Consider the following 17,572-nt stretch of genomic DNA (forward strand, 5'->3'; position numbering starts at 1 on the left):
ATACAGTTCACCACGATAAACTCATGCGAATCATATCCAACACAATAGATGATGGAGATCTCATTTCGCTAATAAGAAAGTACTTAGTCAGTGGGGTCATGGTGAATGGGAAATATGAAGAAACACCAGTTGGGACTCCACAAGGAGGTAACCTCAGCCCACTGTTGAGTAATATTATGTTGAATGAACTCGATAAGGAACTAGAAAGTAGAGGACTCCGATTCGTGAGATACGCTGATGACGCCCTTGTATTTGTGAAAAGCGAGAAAGCAGCGAACAGAGTGATGAAATCAATCGTGAAGTTTATCGAAGAGAAGTTAGGGTTGATCGTCAACACCGAAAAGAGTAGAATCTCTCCCCCAAAAGAATTAAAATTCTTAGGATTTGGATATTATTACGATTTCAAAAACGAGAGATACCAAGTGAAACCTCACCCAAAATCAGTACAGAAATTTCAAAGAAAGCTGCGACAACTGACAAAGCGAAACTGGAGTGTTTCGTTAGACTTTCGAATTGCGAAACTGAAACAAGTCATATTCGGATGGGTGAATTATTTCAGAATCGCCAATATGAAAACGGTGATAAGACGAATTGATGAGAAGCTACGCTCAAGAATAAGGGTAATCATTTGGAAACAGTGGAAGGTACCGAGAAAACAAATCAAAACGCTCATTCAACTGGGAATACCCGAAGAAGAAGCGAAAGGGTTAACGTTCTGCCGAAAAGGCTACCGGTACATCGGATTATCGAAAGTAGTTCAAAGAGCAATCTCAAATAAAAGACTAAAGCAGCGGGGAATCCCCTCTGCTTTAGATCATTATCTAAAAGTACACACTGTAATATAAATTGAAACGCCGTATACGCGATCCGTACGTACGGTGTTGTGAGAGGGGCGAAAATAAACTAGTTTATTTTCCCTCTACTCGATTTTAAAGGATCAATTCATGTTTTTCTCCTTTCGTGCAAACACTATAAAAAAGGAGGTCGCTAAATTGAGACATTTTCTATTATTATTCGCATGTTTAGGAGTAATTTCGGGATGTTCGAATGAAAAGCCAAGGCCAGAAGGAAAGATTGAAGTAAACCCTTTACAAATTACTGTCCTTCGTGAGGAAGCTTTAGAAGTCGTTAGCTTAGATCAAAAACGTGTAATGACTGTAAATCATCATATTAAAGGGAATAACGTATATGTGGAATGCTTTGTTTCTAATTTTTCGTTTAAAGGTAATAAACAAACGAAAAAAAATGGGGAAGGTTATTTAAATGTATATGTTGATGGCAAAAAGGTGGATGAAATAGCCACTGCTGCTTTTGTGATCAAAGGGCTTGAAAATGGGGCTCATACGATTAAGATTGAGTTGGTACATAATGACTCGACAAGTTATCACATCAAGAAAACCTGGAAAGTGGAGATTTAATAATTTTCAAGTAGAAAATATAGCGTCAGCATTGTCCATTTCAAAAGAATCGTGTTAAAATGATTTTGGAGGTGTTGACTCTCTATGTTTGTAACGTCTGAAAGTATGTTATTACAGGATGTAGCTGAAGATTTAGCAAATCTAGTTCTTCAGTCAGAACCAATAGAAGAATATCGTAAGAGTTTAAATAGATTAAGAAATGATCAGGAAGCTCAACAAATCATATCAAAATTTACAAAAACAAAGGATTTGTATGAGGATGTTCAGCGTTTTGGTAAATACCATCCTGATTATCGACGTATTTCAAAAGAAATGAGAGAAATTAAAAGGGAACTTGATTTACATGAAAATATAGCTGATTTCAAAAAAGCAGAAAATAATCTTCAATCTTTACTAGATGAAATTAGTATTGTGCTAGGTCGAGCTGTGTCAGAACATGTAATGGTTCCTACAGGTAATCCGTTCTTTGATTCATCAAGCAGTGGTGGATGTAGTACTGGTGGTGGATGTGGCACTGGTGGCGGATGTGGGTGTAAAGTTTCTTAAAACGAGGTTGTAAACCTCGTTTTAATTTTTTACGTAGCCGAATACAATCTTCACACAAATTTCCACAGCAAAACATCTTTTCCAGTGGAACATAAAAACGGTGCCTGAATACATAGGTAAGCTTGTCTTCACGTAGGTAGATGGTCTCTTTTATAATTTTTTTACCTACCATCGCTTTTCGAGATGCCATGATCAATCAACTGTAATAAAAAACAAGAACCGGAATTTTTTTACTTCAATGTATAAAAAAGGGATACCAGATATTTTTTTATATAAGTTGTGCTAACGAGTGAAGTTGAAGTAGCTAGCGAAGACAAGAGTCATAGTTTGTCTCTAAGTTCATCTTCATCAAATCCTTTATTATCACAAATAATTTTTATTGATAAATTTTATAGAATTAATTATTTATAGACAAGTTTCTCTTGTAGATAAGGATAGATACAGATAAGAGGGAGAATGGTTATGTACGAAAAACGCCAAGGAATCGTAGTTTGGTTGCATTCATTAAAACATATTAAAATGTTACGGAAGTTTGGGAATGTACATTATGTTTCTAAGCGCCTAAAATATGTTGTTTTATACTGCGACATGGATGCTGTAGAGCAAACCATTCAAAAAGTAACATCCTACTCATTTGTAAAACACGCAGAACCATCCTACAAGCCTTTTCTAAAACTGGAATTCGAGTCGAAGATTGACAAGGCAAAAGAGTATGATTACAAGGTCGGCCTGTAGGCGGACTCTTTTAGAATGCGGCCTTTTGTTCCTTGTGGGAACAAAGTTGGAGTTTGAAGTTGTTTGGTGGGTTGCGTGAGATATGTTTTATAGGGATTCATGATCGTTGAGGAAGGCTTCTTAAATCAAAAATGCAAAAATGAAAACTCGTTTTCATTTTTGCATTTTTGTATTTAAGCGGAAATGAACAAAAAATAAACACTAAACTATATTAAGCATTAGGCTATTATAAAAAATTCGCGAAAGCTTTCACTGCAACGGTGGGATGTAGTGGTTTAGGCGGAAGATGCCTGTTAGGTATTGATAATAGAGATCTTTTTCATTAAAGGTTGAAGAGGGTTTTACGTCGATTTGGATGATCTCTTTTTCAAGGAATGTAGCTAGTTCCTGAAAAAGTAGGAAACGTTTGTTTTCCTTTACGTGTGGGTTTGGAATGCCTTCTCTACTTATATACATGGCTTGAAATTTCCCTGGGTCGGTTGGTTTCATGACGACGACAACCGATGTTACAGATTTATTATTTATATTTGTATGTAAAGCGAGTAATTTTGCAACCCTGTTTTTGTTTGCTTTAGCGGTTTCAATTAATTCATAAAGATCAGAATATCCTTCGCCTAATTCAATAAATCGTTGAATCATATTAATCCTCCTAGACCGTGTCTTTAATACCTATTGTACCATTGAATACATTAGATGAGAAGAAATACTGCGGTATAAGTAGACACAAAAAAACCCCTACAGGAAACCTGCAGGGTCCTTCTAATCCTAAGGAAACACTTAGGATAGAAGGCAAAGGGAGAGGAGAAACCGGAGGAAGAACTTATGGGGAAACGTAAGTCTTCTCCGCGGTTGGCAACAACATCACGAATAGATGTTGTTACTACCATTATCACCAAATGGTTTTTGTGTATACATTTCAAAAAAAAAAAAATTAAAAGATGACGAAAACGGTTGTTTTATATAGTTATTTATATTGTTTCATAATTATTGCTATGTTACGATTAGTGTTGCAAAAGTTAGGAATTTATAGAAGCTGTGGTGAATAGTTATGAGAGTTGTTTCTGGTATATGTAAAGGAAGGCCACTAAAGGCTGTTCCTGGTACAACAACAAGACCAACAACAGACAAAGTCAAAGAAGCAATATTTAATATGATTGGACCTTATTTTGAAGGTGGGCTTGCTGTTGATTTATTTGCTGGTAGCGGCGGATTAGGAATCGAAGCGTTAAGTCGTGGAATCCAGACTTGCATTTTCGTTGATCGCGAACCAAAAGCAATTAGTACGATTAAGAATAATTTAGAAGCATGTCAGCTAGAAGAGTATTCTGAGGTTTATCGGAACGATTCTGAAAGGGCACTTAAAGCCATTATTAAACGAGAACTTCAGTTTCAATTAATCTTTTTGGATCCACCATACAAACAACAAAAAATGAAAGCGCTTATACATACAGTAAGTGAAAATAACCTTTTGAGTCCGAACGGTTTTATCGTAGCTGAGCACGGCACAGATATGGAATTACCTAGGGAAATCGGACAATTTAATATCCTTAAATTTGAAACATACGGAGATACCGCTATTAGTATTTATGGAAAAAAAGAAGGTCAAAAGGGGGAGTAATAACCGATGGCAAGTATTGCAGTTTGTCCTGGTAGCTTTGATCCTGTTACGCTCGGTCATCTAGATATTATTAAACGTGGGGCTAATGTGTTTGAAAAGGTTTATATATGCGTATTAAATAACTCATCAAAGCAGTCATTATTTACTGTTGAAGAACGGGTTGAGTTAATTCGTGAAGTGACTAAAAATATGCCAAACGTTGTCGTTGAGTCGTATAAGGGCTTGTTAGTTGATTATGTACACGAAAAAAATGCAAAAACAATTTTAAGAGGTCTTCGCGCGGTATCTGACTTTGAATATGAAATGCAAATTACCTCTATGAACCGAGTTTTAGACGACAAAATTGAGACATTTTTTATGATGACAAACAATCAATACTCTTTCTTAAGCTCTAGCATTGTGAAGGAAGTAGCTAAGTATAAAGGGGATATTTCAGAACTAGTACCCGAGGCTGTAGAGCGTGCTTTAAAAAGTAAATACAGTGAAATTTAAAAAGGCGCGGGGCGCCTTGTTCAGCCTTAGGCATAGCATAAGGCGATTCTAGGGTAGAAGGTTTTCTTTGCCTTCAATTTAGAATTGACTTATGACCTCGAGGGGCTAGGCGCTGGCAGTCAAAGACGCGCCGTCAATCGCCATGACTGCACTAGCACGTCCTGTGCGTCGGAGCTGGACTTGCGAAACGCTTACTGTGTCTTAGAATTATATAAATTCTGGTGTGTTAAAAAGGTGAGGTTAGTTCTCACCCTTTTGCATTTTATATAGTCTTTGATAATAGAGTTCTTTTTCCATAAATGACAAGATACACAGTTAGCGAGATCAGTGTAACAATTGGTCCGATCTCTGTAAGTACATTCCAATACAGGGTAGCCCATTCTGGAGTTTGTTGCATAAAGAAAACAGGGTATTCAGAGGGTAGTTGGCTTTCTAAATTTAAATAAAGTGGTTTAAATAAAACAAATGCAAAGATGGAAGAATATATTCCCTGTAGGATTCTTGCGATAAAAAAGGGTTTAAACCCTATATCTGTTTCAGCTAAAATACTTGCTACTTGCGCTTGAACGGATAAGCCACTAAAAGCCAAAATAAAGCTCGCAATAATAGCTTTGTCAAGCAAGTCTGCATTTGCATCACTCGTAAGATTATTTCCTTGAGTGATTTCAAAGATTCCTGAAATTAAAGGAACGCTCAGGTCTGATGCGATGCCTAGAAGAGTAAGTAATCCTCCAAGTGCAATTCCTAAATACTCTGTTAGATGAATGACCATTAACAATTTATTAAACACTGAAAATAAAATGATAAAACCGCCAATCATTAACAAGCTTTGAATGGATGTTAACACTGCATCTCCAATTTTTTTTCCAATCGGTCGATCATCTTGAATTCGTGTTTGATGTAATTCTTTAAAAGCAGTTCGAATTGAAGGAATATAAAATCGTTCTCGTGTTGGGGAATGTCTCTTTTCATGTGCCCCGTGAAACCTCATGGTTAACCCAACGAAAAGATTTCCCAAATAGTGTGCTGCTGCTAATAGAACCCCTAAAGCTGGATTGTTAAAAAAACCAACGGCAACTGCACCAAAGATAAAAATAGGATTCGAACAGTTCGTAAATGACACGAGTCGTTCAGCCTCTAAAGCGGAAATTTGCTTTTCTTGTCTTAATCTAGCTGTTAGTTTTGCGCCTGCAGGAAAACCAGACGCCATCCCCATTGCCCAAACAAAGCCTCCAACACCCGGTACTCGAAATACGGGTCTCATAAATGGTTCAAGTAACACTCCGATAAACTGAACAACTCCAAATCCAATTAAAAGTTCTGATACAATAAAAAATGGAAGTAAAGAGGGGAAAACAATTTCCCACCACATTGTAAGACCTGTCTTTGAAGCAACTAGGGATTCCCCGGGGTTTACAATGATAGCAATTGTAATGCCTGAAATGAAAAAAGCTATTATGATTGTTTTAAGCATTGATTGACTCAAATAGCGTGCCTCCTATATTACAGCATATGTCTCATGCATTTACTCTAATTGAATGATAGAATTAGGAAGGTGTAAAAAGGATTGTGTACAACCTCAGTAATTTAATATACGAGAATAGGGCACCACTTTAGACCATAAGAATGACTATTACACGATTGTTTTTTTAAACGGATTCATCCTAAAAGTTTGAGTCTCTAATAAAAAAGATAAGCGGATAAAAAAAGGGGGGTTCTCCTTGGCAAAAGAGCCTAAAATTGGTCTTGCACTGGGCGCTGGTGGTGCGAGAGGGTTTGCACACTTAGGTGTTTTAAAGGTACTTAATAACGCTGGAATTAAAGTTGACTTGATCGCCGGTAGTAGCATGGGAGCTCTAGTTGGAAGCTTTTATGCAGCGGGTATAGATATTGACAGACTTTACAAATTTGCAATTGCGTTTAAAAGGAAATACTATCTTGACTTTACAGTCCCTAAAATGGGCTTTGTTGCAGGAAATCGTGTCAAAGATTTGATTCGTTTATTTACACATGGGAAAAATATTGAGGAATTAGACATACCTTTAGCAATTGTTGCAACAGATTTGTACGAAGGAAAAAAGGTCGTTTTTAAAAAAGGTCCGGTTGCAGAAGCCGTTCGAGCAAGTATCGCGATACCTGGGATTTTTGTTCCAGAAAAAATTGATGGAAAGCTTCTGGTGGATGGGGGAGTCGTTGATCGGGTCCCTGTCTCTGTTGTAAAAGAGATGGGAGCAGACATTGTTATTGCTGTAGATGTATCTAATGTAAAACGAACAGAAGACATCAATTCTATATTTGATGTGATTTTGCAAAGCTTGGACATTATGCAGGATGAGTTAGTGCACTACCGCAAGATTGCTTCAGATGTCATGATTCGACCACGTGTTGAACAATACAGCTCAAGAGCATTTACAAACATACAGGAAATTATTGAGATTGGTGAAAAAGAAGCAGAACAGCATGTAGATAAAATAGTCGACCTAATTAGTCAATGGAAGGAGAAACATAAACATGAGGAATAAAACGATCATTAGGTCTCTAATTATTTTGACCATTGTGGCAGCTGTGTTAACATTTATCAAGCTGCCTTACTATATTACTCAACCAGGAATGGCTACAGAGTTAGCGCCAATTGTTGAAGTAGAGAACGGGTATGATGAAAGGGGAAGCTTTTCATTAACAACTGTTCGATTTGGAAGAGCTAACCCGCTTACCTATTTATGGGCACAATTCAATGAATTTTATTATATTCACCCTCTTGAAGAAATTCGTGGTGAGGATGAAAGTGACGAAGAGTATTTAAACCGCCAATTACATATGATGGAAACATCGCAAGAGTCAGCGATTACAGTAGCTTATAAGAAGGCTGGTAAAGAAGTTGACTATAAATTTCACGGTGTATACGTACTAAATGTACTTAAAGATATGCCAGCTGCTGGAAAATTAGAGGCTGGTGATAGAATCTATAAAGTTAATGATCAAGAATTTGAAACTTCTGATGAATTTATCGAATATGTGAGTGGAATAAAAGTAGGCAAAGATGTCCTAATCAGTTTTGAACGCAATGGTGATGAAAAAGAAACGGCTGTAAAGCTAGCACCCTTTCCAGAGGATCCAAATAAGTCTGGTATTGGAATCTCACTTTTAACCGATCGAGAAATAATTGTTGAGCCTGAAATAACATTAAATACAGAAAAGATAGGCGGCCCTTCAGCAGGTCTCATGATGACACTTGAAATATATAATCAACTGACAAAAGAAGATTTAACAAAGGGTTACAAAATTGCAGGAACAGGAACGATTGCTACGAATGGTGAAGTAGGCCCAATCGGGGGGATTTCACAAAAAATTGTAGCAGCTGACAATGCAGGTGTTGATATTTTCTTAGCTCCAAATGAAAAAGATATTCCGACTTCAAATTACAATGAAGCTGTTAAGACAGCCGAGAAAATTAATGCAACAATGAAGATTGTTCCAGTAGATACTTTTGAAGAAGCTGTAGTGTATTTAACTGATCTAGATGAAAAACGGTAAGGGATACTAAGTGTCCCTTACCGTTTTTCATTCACTAAAGGAGCCATCCATTTCGTTAAACCGAAGTGGAGGCGTTGCATATTCTTTTTGTAGCAATTTCGAACGAAGAGGTTCTGTAAAAACCATCTGATAGGTTTGTGCTGCTTTTATATCTAAATCGAGTAAGTGATTCTCTAAAGAAGATAGCTTTGCAATAAGTGGAACATCTAAGTCTTTTTTTACTGTATTTAAATAGTGTTGCCCTTTTTGTGACATCCCCAAAAGTCGAATGTAAGGCGCTTTTACATCGGTTTCAACACTTTTCATCTGCTGTTTAGTTGTATTGGTTAAAAGATGTGTGCACAGGCGCTGTAGCCTTGTCCACGTATAGCGTTTTGTTTTGAGTTTTTCCATAAACTCCTGAAAGCTTGTAGCATTCTGGATGGAAGTAGCAACCCGATTTTCCAGTCCTTCCTCCATCTCGTAAATCTCAAGCAATTGTTGTTTGCTCATTGTCACGATCTTATATTTTAATAACTGAAAATAGTGTTCCCAATTATGCAAGATGGTATTGGTGCGGTTATAGTCGTCGAGACAGGACCAAGTCGTTTCTGGAACAAAGTTTTTTGTAAGTGACTGCTCGTCGTTTGAAAAAAGTGCTTTGCGAATACTTGTAGCGCTAGCAATTGTTGCTGATGAGAATGACTGATCGTGATATCCTGCAGCAGTTCGTTTAATCGTAGCGGGTTTCATCATTGTTTTTTGAACAATCATAGCCTTTACATAATGAAATCCCAATATGTTATTTGGTAAAGACAAATCAATGACTTGTTGATTTGTTGCGATTTCCTGAAAAGCTAGAGAGGATGCCTTTGGATAGCTTACTCCTAATTTCATGTTTTCTTTAATGAGTTTGTTGTAGGAGTCCAGGTGGTTTTGAATATGTTCATAGGTATGTAAAAATGGTTCAATCTCCCCGAGTTCACTTCCAAAACAGAGGGAGTCACATTTTAAGGACTCTAATAAACTAACAGCTCCTGATGCGAAGATTTCAGCTTTTTGAGTCGCAAAAGCATAAGGTAACTCAACTACAACATCAACACCACCGAGAAGTGCCATTTTGGTTCTTGTCCACTTTGAAACAAGTGCAGGCTCACCGCGTTGCAGGAAGTTTCCACTCATCACAGCAACCACAGCATCAGCGTCCGTTTCCTTAACGGATTGTTGTAAATGATAAAGATGTCCATTGTGAAATGGGTTGTATTCAACAACCACTCCAAGTGCTTTCAAACTTTCACCACCACTCATTTTGTATTTTGTTAAAAACATGGTAGAGTATAGATGCTGCCTACATTATAGTGTAAAGAAAAAATATTGACAAATATTATTGCGAAAGCTATAATTACCTTTGTTGCATTGAGGTGATACATGTTGAAATGGACGATTGGACAATTACATCAATTACAAAGTAAGGACTTTATAATCGACGAAGAAATTGATTTGAGCGAATTAACAAAAGCTCACTCTGAATTGCGTGATCTTACCTTTGTTAAAGTAACTGGAAGAGCTGACGTTAGTCATTCAAAGGTTACCTTTCACTTAAATCTTTCAGGTTCATTGGTTCTTCCTTGTTCTAGAACGTTAGTGGATGTTCACTATCCGTACTCAATTGATACAACCGAAACATTTTTATTAAAACCAGCAGAATTTGATAGTGAAGAGGATCTTCATCAAATAGAAGGGGATGTCGTTGACTTAACCCCGATTATTAAAGAAATTCTCTTATTAGAAATTCCAATGCAGGTATTTTGTGATAATGTGACTGAAGAAGAAGGAGCTGCTCCTCAAGCAGGGAAAGACTGGGAAGTTATTTCTGAAGAAGATCAGAATAACAAGGTCGATCCAAGGCTTGCAGATCTGGCGAAATTCTTCGGAAAAGAAGACTAATTGATTTAGTTTCTTAACAAAAGAAGAACCCGGTTTGACCGGCTTCATTAAAATGTAATGCTCTTTAAGGAGGTGGGAATAATGGCTGTACCATTTAGAAGAACTTCTAAAACAAGAAAAAGACTACGTCGTACTCACTTTAAATTACAAGTGCCTGGTATGGTAGACTGCCCAAACTGCGGTGAAGTGAAATTAGCTCACCGTGTATGTAAAGCTTGCGGACAATACAAGGGTAGAGAAGTTGTCAGCAAATAATAAGAACGATTTTTTCGTACTTATGGAGCGTAAGGATTCATTTCCTTACGCTTTTAATTTTGGTTAAAAATCGTTATGATTTTCATAGGATGTATACTCTTGCTTAGATTGGGTGTTTGGAAAAATGAGAAAAGTAATCCTTACAGAAAAAGGCAATGGAATATATGAACTAAAAATAAATAGACCTGAAAAACATAATGCAATTGATTTTGAAACAATTGAAGAGTTGAAGAAACATATTGAGTACATAAACGACCATCCGCATCGAATTAGAGCAGTTGTCATTACAGGGGAAGGAGAGCGTGCATTTTGCTCTGGGGGCGATATTAAAGCATTTCACGATTTGAAAACTAAAGAAGAAGCCTTTAAAATGCTATCGAGTATGGGTGAGGTATTATATAAGGTAATGACATTACCTATACCGACCTTTGCTTTACTGGGTGGAATGGCTTTGGGTGGTGGCTGTGAAATTGCTACGGCTTGTGATATAAGGTTGGCAAAAGCTGATATTGAAATGGGTTTTATTCAGGGGAATTTGGCCATTACAACTGGTTGGGGCGGAGCAACGATGCTATTTGAAAAATTAGCATACGACAAAGCGCTGTTACTACTAACTTCTGCGAATAAATTCACAACTGAAGATGGAATCCGACAAGGTTTTATTCATGAAGTGTTTCAACAAGAAACATTTCGCCAAGACGCTTATCAGTTTATAGAGAATTCTCTTGTAAAACACCCCTCAGTACTAGGGGCTTATAAAAAAGTCAAAATAAAGGAATGGGTACAAAAAGGGTTAAAGGAAAAAATGATCGCTGAGATTGATCAGTGTGCAGAGCTTTGGGTTAGTGAAGAACATCATAAAGCCGTAGATTCCTTTATTAACAGAATAAAATAGTTACATAAACTGCAGCCGTGTAATTAGTCTATCTACTCTATCAGTCGCATATATATGTACAAAAAGTGACTATGGAGGGATGGAAGATGACTACTACTCGACAAGATGCATGGACACAAGATGAAGATTTGTTGCTAGCCGAAGTGGTATTAAGGCATATTCGTGATGGCGGAACACAGTTAGCTGCTTTTGAAGAAGTGGGGCGCAAATTATCAAGAACAGCTGCTGCTTGCGGCTTTCGATGGAATTCACATGTAAGAAAGCAGTATAAAACAGGAATTGAATTAGCAAAAAAGCAGCGAAAAGAAGGTAGAAAGCAACCCGTTCAGTCAAATGTGGAGAATGAGCCAGAATTGAAAATCGAAGTTGCTGTGGCACATTCAGAACAATCCGCTGCTCTGTCACTGAATGATGTGATTCAATTTCTTCAGCAGTTTGAAAATGATTCAACTTCTCAAGATATACAACTTGAAAATGAAGAATTGTGCGAAAAAGTTATTGGGTTAGAAAAGAAAGTTGAAAAACTTATCCAAGAAAAACAATCGCTTGTGAATCATTTACAAGTGGTTGAAGAGGATTATCATGCACTCACTGAATTGATGGATCGTGCAAGAAAAATGGTTGTTCTGCAAGAAGATGAAAGAAATCGAAAAGTAAAGTTTCAAATGGATCGAAATGGAAACTTAGAGAGAGTAGAAAAATAGAATATAATCAGCTAATTTAAAAAGTTCTGCAACCAGAAAAAGACCACACTATGTGCGGTCTTTTTCTGGTTGCGATATGTTAAGCTGACTCTGACTGATCCGATTGTTCTAAAATACTAGCAGGATACCAAATCAGTGGGTTTTCTCCTTTGTCGCGGTCCATGTCATATTTAACAGCTTCAAAGTTCATTCTTGACCAAAACTCTTCAGACTTAACTCTTGGATTTGTTTTAATTGGGAGTCCAAATGATTTTGCAAAGTTTACAAGTGCATCGCCATAGCCTTTTCGTTGATAGTTAGGTAACACTTCTAACTTCCATAGCTCTAAATAATCTTGTTTAGGGTCAAAATATTGATCATATTTTGCATCCACTTTATATAAACTCATTCGCGCAACTAACTTATCCCCGAAATAGATTCCGTAAAATGGTGAGTCGCTGTCATTTTCAATAAAATTTTCTTGAAGATCCTCTAACATCGATAATTCTTGAATCCCGTATTCCCTGAATTTTTTAAATTCTTCTAATGTTTTATAGTTCACTAACAATCTTTCAACCTTGTACATTTGTCATTCCTCCTAGAAGTTTAAAGTTATTACGAATTCCTTAAATTATTAAATAGAAAAAACAAAATCTTATTAAAATTTTTATAACTTCATTATATCATGAGATAGGCTAGTTGAAAATAAATTCAGAAAGCGTTTTCAGTTAGGAGGAGGAATATTAAAAAATATGTAGAAATCCTAATAGTGGACCTATGTCTTCTAACAAAGTGCTTGCGCTTATTAAGGGGAGGGAAGAAGGATTGAAAAAGGTATTAATTGCAAACCGGGGTGAAATTGCACATCGTATTTTAAAAACGTGTCATGAACTCGGAATTGAGACGATCGCTATTTATTCGGATGCTGACAAGGATCTTCCTTATGTCAAGGAAGCAACTATTGCATTTCGAGTTGGAGAGCCTCCTGTTGCTAAGTCGTATTTGCAAACAGAGGTCATATTGGATATTGCAGTTCGAGAAGGAGCAGATGCCATTCATCCAGGCTATGGTTTTCTTTCAGAGAATGCATCTTTTGCCAAAGCAGTCGAAGAGAAAGGAATTACCTTTATCGGTCCGAAATCCGATGTTTTATCACTGATGGGCGATAAGGTTGCCGCAAGAGCTACAATGGTGGAAGCGGGAGTTCCTGTTGTTCCTGGAACTGAAAAAAGTACTGATACAGTCGAACAAGCATGTCTCTTGGCTAGTGAGATTGGATATCCAGTAATGCTCAAGGCATCCGGTGGTGGTGGTGGAATCGGCATGCAACGCTGTGAAGATGAAGCTTCCTTAGTGAATGCCTTTCAAACGACGAAGGGAAGAGCAAAAGCTTACTTTGGAAATGAAAAGGTATTTATTGAAAAGTTTATAAGTGATGCTAGACATGTAGAGATTCAGTTATTTGGTGATCAGTATGGAAACATCGTTCATTTATTTGAACGAGACTGCTCAATTCAACGCAGAAATCAGAAGGTAATTGAAGAATCTCCTTCTCCGTTATTAACGGAAAAAACAAGACAAAAAATGTGTGACGCTGCACTACTAGCTGCAAAATCGGTGAATTATGTAAATGCAGGCACCATCGAATTCATTGTTGATGAAAAGGAAAATTTTTATTTTCTAGAAATGAATACAAGGTTACAAGTCGAACATAGAGTAACTGAAATGGTGACAGGCCTTGATTTAGTAAAGTGGCAGCTTTTAATTGCAAGTGGTGAAAAACTTCCTTTACAACAGGATGAGATTGACCACCTTGGGCATGCCATAGAATTTAGAATTTATGCAGAGGATCCTGTTAAATTTTTACCATCACCAGGAAAAATCACAGCTTTTTCATATCCTCATTTTGATGGAGTCATTATCGATCAAGCCTACACAGAGGGAAATAGTGTAACGCCTTTTTATGATCCATTACTTGCAAAAGTAATCGTTCATGATGACAATCGAACAAAGGCAATTGAAAAGGCGAAAAACTACTTAACTCAAGTGGAAATTGAAGGAGTTAAAACAAATTTACCATTATTCATCAACATTCTAGGAGATTCATCATTTCAAGAGGGGTACTACACCACATCTTTTTTAAATGGAAAGAAAGTCAACGGAGCTCCAAGTATTTAATACAAAAAACATCTTATATACATCATGAATGGAGGAATATAACATGGTAGAAATCAAAGCAAGTATGGCTGGAACTGTTTTAACTATTTTGGTAGAGCAAGGTCAAGAGGTGCAAGTTGGGCAGGATGTTACCATTTTAGAATCAATGAAAATGGAAATACCTGTTGAGTGCCAATCAAATGGTACCGTTCAAGAAGTAAAGGTTGTAATTGGTGATTTTGTAAACGAAGGCGATGTATTAATCGTTTTATCAGTGTGATTGGAGGGATAACAGATATGCTTAAAACAGAAGAGCTTGAACGTCAGTTAGCTGAAAAAATTGCGGATATTGATTCTGGCGGACATGAAAAATATCATGAAAAACTAAAAACACAAAATAAGCTGTTCGTTCGCGAGCGACTAAATAGATTATTTGATAATAGTCAATATACAGAGGACGCTAAATTTGCGAACAACCAAGCGGGGGATTTACCTGCTGATGGAGTTGTTACGGCTACAGGTAAAATCAATGGACAAACTGTATGTGTCATGGCAAATGATTCTACGATTAAAGCCGGTTCTTGGGGTGCAAGAACGGTAGAAAAAATCATTCGTATTCAAGAAACTGCAGAAAAATTAAGAGTACCACTTTTATATTTAGTTGATTCTGCTGGTGCAAGAATTACCGATCAAATTGATATGTTTCCTAATCGAAGAGGTGCAGGAAAAATCTTTCACAATCAAGTGAAGCTCTCGGGAATGATTCCTCAAATTTGTCTGTTATTTGGTCCATCAGCAGCTGGAGGAGCCTATATCCCAGCTTTCTGTGACATTGTCATCATGGTTGATGGAAATGCATCTATGTATTTAGGTTCACCTAGGATGGCCGAAAAGGTTATCGGTGAAAAAGTAAGCCTTGAAGAAATGGGTGGTGCAAGAATGCACTGTTCTGTGAGTGGTTGTGGAGATATCTTGGCTAAATCAGAGGAAGAAGCGATAAGTGAAGCGCGCCGTTACTTAAGCTACTTCCCTCGAAATTTCCAAGAAAAGACAGCACCAGTTTCATCTGTATCACCGATAAGTGGAAGATCATTAAGTGAAATTGTTCCAGAAAATCAGAATGCGCCATTTGACATGTATGAATGTATTGGTGCACTAATTGATGAAGGTAGTTTTTTTGAAATTAAAAAGTTATTTGCTCCTGAATTGATTACTGGGCTCGCTAGAATAGATGGAAAAGTTGTTGGGATTATTGCCAATCAGCCAAGGGTAAAAGGTGGCGTCTTATTTGTTGATTCAGCAGATAAATCTGCGAAATTCATAACACTTTGTGATGCATTTCATATCCCCCTCTTGTTCCTGGCTGATGTACCTGGATTTATGATTGGAACAAAGGTGGAACGTGCGGGAATCATTCGTCATGGCGCTAAAATGATCGCGGCGATGAGCTCAGCTACTGTACCAAAAATATCAGTCATCGTTCGAAAAGCATATGGAGCAGGTCTATATGCAATGGCAGGTCCCGCGTTTGAACCTGACTGCTGCATTGCGTTGCCGACCGCACAAATTGCGGTAATGGGTCCGGAAGCCGCTGTGAACGCTGTTTACTCCAACAAAATAAATGAAATTGAAGACCCGAAAGAGCGTATGCAATTTGTAATTGAAAAACAGCAAGAATATAAAGAGCACATCGACATATATAAGCTTGCTTCTGAAATGATTGTCGATGATATTGTTGCTGCAAATGATCTTAGAACTGAATTGATTACTCGTTTTGAACAGTACGAAACAAAGGTATTACCATTAGGACAGAGAAAACATCCGGTATATCCAGTTTAAGAAAAAAGCTAGAGAATTTTCTCTAGCTTTTTTAGTGTAGAAATCGAGTTTGTGGATATTTGTAAAAATAGTTTGATATAGTAGAGCTAGAAAGAGTGAATAGGGGAATGAACATGAAAATAGGTGTTATTGGCTCAGGTGCAATTGGCTTACTATTTAGTTATTACTTATCTAGAAAACATTCAGTAACACTCTATACAAAAGGTGAGGCCCAAGCGAGTGTTATCAGGGAAAAAGGATTGAGCTTAGTTCGAGATGGGGAAATTCTTCATACCTCACTTCAGGCCAAACAACATCCAAGCTACGAAGAAGAGTTTCTCGTTGTTACGGTTAAGCAGTATCATCTCCAATCAATCATTGAAAGACTTCAAAACAGTCCGTCTAAAACGATTCTATTTTTACAAAATGGAATGGATCATCTGAAATACCTCCCGAAACTTTCTCATCATCGACTACTAATAGGTGTCGTTGAGCATGGTGCCATGCGTATGAATGATCATACTGTAGAGCAAACAGGAATCGGTCAATCAAAATTCGCCTCTTACAATGAACCCAATCATCAATTCATTCATAGCATTTTAAATGATCAAATTCCTTCATTTCCTTTTAAATATGAAGAAAATTGGTATGAAATGATGGCTGAGAAACTTATCGTTAATGCAACCATCAATCCTTTAACTGCATTATTACATGTGAAAAATGGTGCACTTATTGAAAATGAATATTATAAGGTAATACTTAGAGCCCTATTCGAGGAAGTGTTCGTCGTTTTGGAGCTAAAAAACAAAGAAATGTTCTGGAATCATGTGGTAACAATTTGTGAAGTAACAGCTAAAAATCAATCTTCCATGTACAAAGATGTTCAAGCAAAAAAACAAACAGAAGTTGAGGCAATTGTAGGTTATGTCCTTAGAGAAGCGAAACGCCTTAACCTCCAGGTGCCACACAGTACATTTTTATTTCATGCCATAAAAGGCCTTGAGGTAGGGGAAGAATGATGAATTTGTGGATATGGTTTATCTCTGTACTCGTTATGATTCCTTTTTTAAGCTTACCTTTTTTCTATTTACTCTTATCTATAAAAGTCAAAAGTAAGAAGAAAAAATTTTTATGGACAGCTGATCTATCTACATTTATTTTTATCGTTGCCGTTCACTTTCAACTTATCACCATTTTTCAACGCTCGTTCACTCTACATATTGTTTTCTCTTTACTCATACTCACGCTCATCTTCTTATACATAGACTACAAAAAAGCAAACAATGTTTCCTGGAAACGAGTAACAAAGCGAACTTGGCGTTTTTCATTCTTCCTTTTCATCTTTGGTTATTTGTTGCTAACGATCATTGGGATAGCATCCGGAATTGTCCAACAAAATCTTTCTTAATCCATCCTAGGCAAAGTTTTTTTGTTTCATGAAAGAAAGTGCTATACTTTTCTCGGAAGCAACATAACCGAGAGAAAGGAAGTTACC

21 protein-coding genes are annotated in these 17,572 nt (G+C 37.0%); 17 read left to right on the forward strand and 4 right to left on the reverse strand.

Going from position 1 to position 17,572, the window contains the following annotated elements:
* The 4 genes from ACFFIX_RS06865 to ACFFIX_RS06880 form a co-directional block, all read left to right on the forward strand.
* Positions 1–845, forward strand: an 845-nt coding sequence (locus ACFFIX_RS06865; RefSeq protein WP_378931943.1) for a reverse transcriptase domain-containing protein, incomplete at its 5' end; no start/stop codon positions are given.
* Between the two features lie 147 nt (positions 846–992).
* Complete coding sequence (locus ACFFIX_RS06870) at positions 993–1,418, forward strand: hypothetical protein (RefSeq protein WP_378931944.1); 426 nt, start codon at positions 993–995, stop codon at positions 1,416–1,418.
* An 84-nt stretch (positions 1,419–1,502) separates the two neighbouring features.
* Complete coding sequence (locus ACFFIX_RS06875; RefSeq protein ID WP_378931945.1) at positions 1,503–1,964, forward strand: YlbF/YmcA family competence regulator; 462 nt, start codon at positions 1,503–1,505, stop codon at positions 1,962–1,964.
* Positions 1,965–2,426: 462 nt separating this feature from the next.
* Complete coding sequence (locus ACFFIX_RS06880) at positions 2,427–2,699, forward strand: YlbG family protein (RefSeq protein WP_378931947.1); 273 nt, start codon at positions 2,427–2,429, stop codon at positions 2,697–2,699.
* A 249-nt stretch (positions 2,700–2,948) separates the two neighbouring features.
* Here the strand turns inward: ACFFIX_RS06880 and ACFFIX_RS06885 are convergent, their stop codons facing one another.
* On the reverse strand, positions 2,949–3,338 hold the full coding sequence (locus tag ACFFIX_RS06885; RefSeq protein WP_378931949.1) for a DUF7147 family protein: 390 nt from the start codon (positions 3,336–3,338) through the stop codon (positions 2,949–2,951).
* A gap of 409 nt (positions 3,339–3,747) precedes the next feature.
* Here ACFFIX_RS06885 and rsmD point away from each other — a divergent pair, with 409 nt between their 5' ends.
* Positions 3,748–4,317, forward strand: coding sequence for a 16S rRNA (guanine(966)-N(2))-methyltransferase RsmD (gene rsmD, locus ACFFIX_RS06890; RefSeq protein WP_378931950.1), 570 nt, complete (start codon positions 3,748–3,750; stop codon positions 4,315–4,317).
* A gap of 6 nt (positions 4,318–4,323) precedes the next feature.
* Positions 4,324–4,809, forward strand: coding sequence for a pantetheine-phosphate adenylyltransferase (coaD, locus tag ACFFIX_RS06895; RefSeq protein ID WP_378931952.1), 486 nt, complete (start codon positions 4,324–4,326; stop codon positions 4,807–4,809).
* A gap of 262 nt (positions 4,810–5,071) precedes the next feature.
* On the opposite strand, the gene spoVV is transcribed toward coaD, so the two are convergent.
* A complete protein-coding gene (spoVV, locus tag ACFFIX_RS06900) occupies positions 5,072–6,295 on the reverse strand; it encodes a dipicolinic acid transporter SpoVV (RefSeq protein WP_378931954.1) in 1,224 nt (407 codons plus the stop codon).
* A 235-nt stretch (positions 6,296–6,530) separates the two neighbouring features.
* Between spoVV and ACFFIX_RS06905 the strand changes: the two genes are divergently transcribed.
* Positions 6,531–7,331 carry a patatin-like phospholipase family protein gene (locus tag ACFFIX_RS06905; RefSeq protein WP_378931956.1) on the forward strand — a complete coding sequence of 267 codons (801 nt, stop codon included), beginning with the start codon at positions 6,531–6,533 and terminating at the stop codon, positions 7,329–7,331.
* On the forward strand, positions 7,321–8,343 hold the full coding sequence (locus tag ACFFIX_RS06910) for a SepM family pheromone-processing serine protease (protein WP_378931957.1): 1,023 nt from the start codon (positions 7,321–7,323) through the stop codon (positions 8,341–8,343). The genes ACFFIX_RS06905 and ACFFIX_RS06910 overlap by 11 nt, the downstream gene beginning before the upstream one ends.
* Positions 8,344–8,370: 27 nt before the next feature.
* Here the strand turns inward: ACFFIX_RS06910 and ACFFIX_RS06915 are convergent, their stop codons facing one another.
* Positions 8,371–9,612, reverse strand: a complete 1,242-nt coding sequence (locus tag ACFFIX_RS06915) for a nucleotidyltransferase (protein ID WP_378931959.1) — start codon at positions 9,610–9,612, stop codon at positions 8,371–8,373.
* A 141-nt stretch (positions 9,613–9,753) separates the two neighbouring features.
* On the opposite strand from ACFFIX_RS06915, the gene ACFFIX_RS06920 reads away from it, so the two are divergent.
* The 4 genes from ACFFIX_RS06920 (at position 9,754) to gerR (ending at position 12,123) form a co-directional block, all read left to right on the forward strand.
* Complete coding sequence (locus tag ACFFIX_RS06920; RefSeq protein ID WP_378932412.1) at positions 9,754–10,269, forward strand: YceD family protein; 516 nt, start codon at positions 9,754–9,756, stop codon at positions 10,267–10,269.
* Positions 10,270–10,350: 81 nt separating this feature from the next.
* Entirely contained in the window at positions 10,351–10,524 is a 174-nt protein-coding gene (rpmF, locus tag ACFFIX_RS06925) for a 50S ribosomal protein L32 (protein ID WP_378931961.1), read from the forward strand.
* A 124-nt stretch (positions 10,525–10,648) separates the two neighbouring features.
* Positions 10,649–11,419: an enoyl-CoA hydratase/isomerase family protein gene (locus ACFFIX_RS06930; protein ID WP_378931963.1), complete on the forward strand. Its 771-nt coding sequence runs from the start codon at positions 10,649–10,651 to the stop codon at positions 11,417–11,419.
* An 86-nt stretch (positions 11,420–11,505) separates the two neighbouring features.
* Positions 11,506–12,123 (forward strand): sporulation-specific transcriptional regulator GerR, encoded by a 618-nt coding sequence (gerR, locus tag ACFFIX_RS06935; RefSeq protein WP_378931965.1) that lies wholly within the window; start codon positions 11,506–11,508, stop codon positions 12,121–12,123.
* A gap of 79 nt (positions 12,124–12,202) precedes the next feature.
* Here gerR and ACFFIX_RS06940 read toward each other — a convergent pair whose 3' ends face one another.
* Positions 12,203–12,688 (reverse strand): N-acetyltransferase, encoded by a 486-nt coding sequence (locus ACFFIX_RS06940; protein WP_378931966.1) that lies wholly within the window; start codon positions 12,686–12,688, stop codon positions 12,203–12,205.
* Between the two features lie 239 nt (positions 12,689–12,927).
* Here ACFFIX_RS06940 and ACFFIX_RS06945 point away from each other — a divergent pair, with 239 nt between their 5' ends.
* The 5 genes from ACFFIX_RS06945 to ACFFIX_RS06965 all read left to right on the forward strand — a co-directional run bounded on the left by ACFFIX_RS06945 (position 12,928) and on the right by ACFFIX_RS06965 (position 17,485).
* Complete coding sequence (locus ACFFIX_RS06945) at positions 12,928–14,280, forward strand: acetyl-CoA carboxylase biotin carboxylase subunit (protein ID WP_378931968.1); 1,353 nt, start codon at positions 12,928–12,930, stop codon at positions 14,278–14,280.
* A 43-nt stretch (positions 14,281–14,323) separates the two neighbouring features.
* The gene (locus tag ACFFIX_RS06950; RefSeq protein ID WP_378931970.1) at positions 14,324–14,539 is read left to right on the forward strand and encodes an acetyl-CoA carboxylase biotin carboxyl carrier protein subunit; all 216 of its coding nucleotides are present in this window, start codon (positions 14,324–14,326) and stop codon (positions 14,537–14,539) included.
* Positions 14,540–14,556: 17 nt separating this feature from the next.
* Positions 14,557–16,098 (forward strand): acyl-CoA carboxylase subunit beta, encoded by a 1,542-nt coding sequence (locus tag ACFFIX_RS06955; protein ID WP_378931972.1) that lies wholly within the window; start codon positions 14,557–14,559, stop codon positions 16,096–16,098.
* Between the two features lie 113 nt (positions 16,099–16,211).
* Positions 16,212–17,096 (forward strand): 2-dehydropantoate 2-reductase, encoded by an 885-nt coding sequence (locus tag ACFFIX_RS06960; RefSeq protein WP_378931974.1) that lies wholly within the window; start codon positions 16,212–16,214, stop codon positions 17,094–17,096.
* Positions 17,096–17,485, forward strand: a complete 390-nt coding sequence (locus tag ACFFIX_RS06965) for a DUF3397 domain-containing protein (RefSeq protein WP_378931975.1) — start codon at positions 17,096–17,098, stop codon at positions 17,483–17,485. Before ACFFIX_RS06960 ends, ACFFIX_RS06965 begins: the two co-directional genes overlap by 1 nt.
* Positions 17,486–17,572 lie beyond the last annotated feature (87 nt).

This window comes from Metabacillus herbersteinensis (genome assembly GCF_042433335.1).
GTDB classification, from domain to species: domain Bacteria; phylum Bacillota; class Bacilli; order Bacillales; family Bacillaceae; genus Metabacillus; species Metabacillus herbersteinensis.

Excerpts from the sequence above, each read along its gene's own strand:
- ACFFIX_RS06875 (WP_378931945.1), top strand. The coding sequence starts at position 1,503 with ATGTTTGTAACGTCTGAAAGTATGTTATTACAGGATGTAGCTGAAGAT.
- ACFFIX_RS06880 (WP_378931947.1), top strand. The coding sequence starts at position 2,427 with ATGTACGAAAAACGCCAAGGAATCGTAGTTTGGTTGCATTCATTAAAA.
- ACFFIX_RS06885 (WP_378931949.1), bottom strand. The coding sequence starts at position 3,338 with ATGATTCAACGATTTATTGAATTAGGCGAAGGATATTCTGATCTTTAT.
- rsmD (WP_378931950.1), top strand. The coding sequence starts at position 3,748 with ATGAGAGTTGTTTCTGGTATATGTAAAGGAAGGCCACTAAAGGCTGTT.
- coaD (WP_378931952.1), top strand. The coding sequence starts at position 4,324 with ATGGCAAGTATTGCAGTTTGTCCTGGTAGCTTTGATCCTGTTACGCTC.
- ACFFIX_RS06910 (WP_378931957.1), top strand. The coding sequence starts at position 7,321 with ATGAGGAATAAAACGATCATTAGGTCTCTAATTATTTTGACCATTGTG.
- rpmF (WP_378931961.1), top strand. The coding sequence starts at position 10,351 with ATGGCTGTACCATTTAGAAGAACTTCTAAAACAAGAAAAAGACTACGT.
- ACFFIX_RS06930 (WP_378931963.1), top strand. The coding sequence starts at position 10,649 with ATGAGAAAAGTAATCCTTACAGAAAAAGGCAATGGAATATATGAACTA.
- gerR (WP_378931965.1), top strand. The coding sequence starts at position 11,506 with ATGACTACTACTCGACAAGATGCATGGACACAAGATGAAGATTTGTTG.
- ACFFIX_RS06940 (WP_378931966.1), bottom strand. The coding sequence starts at position 12,688 with ATGTACAAGGTTGAAAGATTGTTAGTGAACTATAAAACATTAGAAGAA.
- ACFFIX_RS06950 (WP_378931970.1), top strand. The coding sequence starts at position 14,324 with ATGGTAGAAATCAAAGCAAGTATGGCTGGAACTGTTTTAACTATTTTG.
- ACFFIX_RS06955 (WP_378931972.1), top strand. The coding sequence starts at position 14,557 with ATGCTTAAAACAGAAGAGCTTGAACGTCAGTTAGCTGAAAAAATTGCG.
- ACFFIX_RS06960 (WP_378931974.1), top strand. The coding sequence starts at position 16,212 with ATGAAAATAGGTGTTATTGGCTCAGGTGCAATTGGCTTACTATTTAGT.
- ACFFIX_RS06965 (WP_378931975.1), top strand. The coding sequence starts at position 17,096 with ATGAATTTGTGGATATGGTTTATCTCTGTACTCGTTATGATTCCTTTT.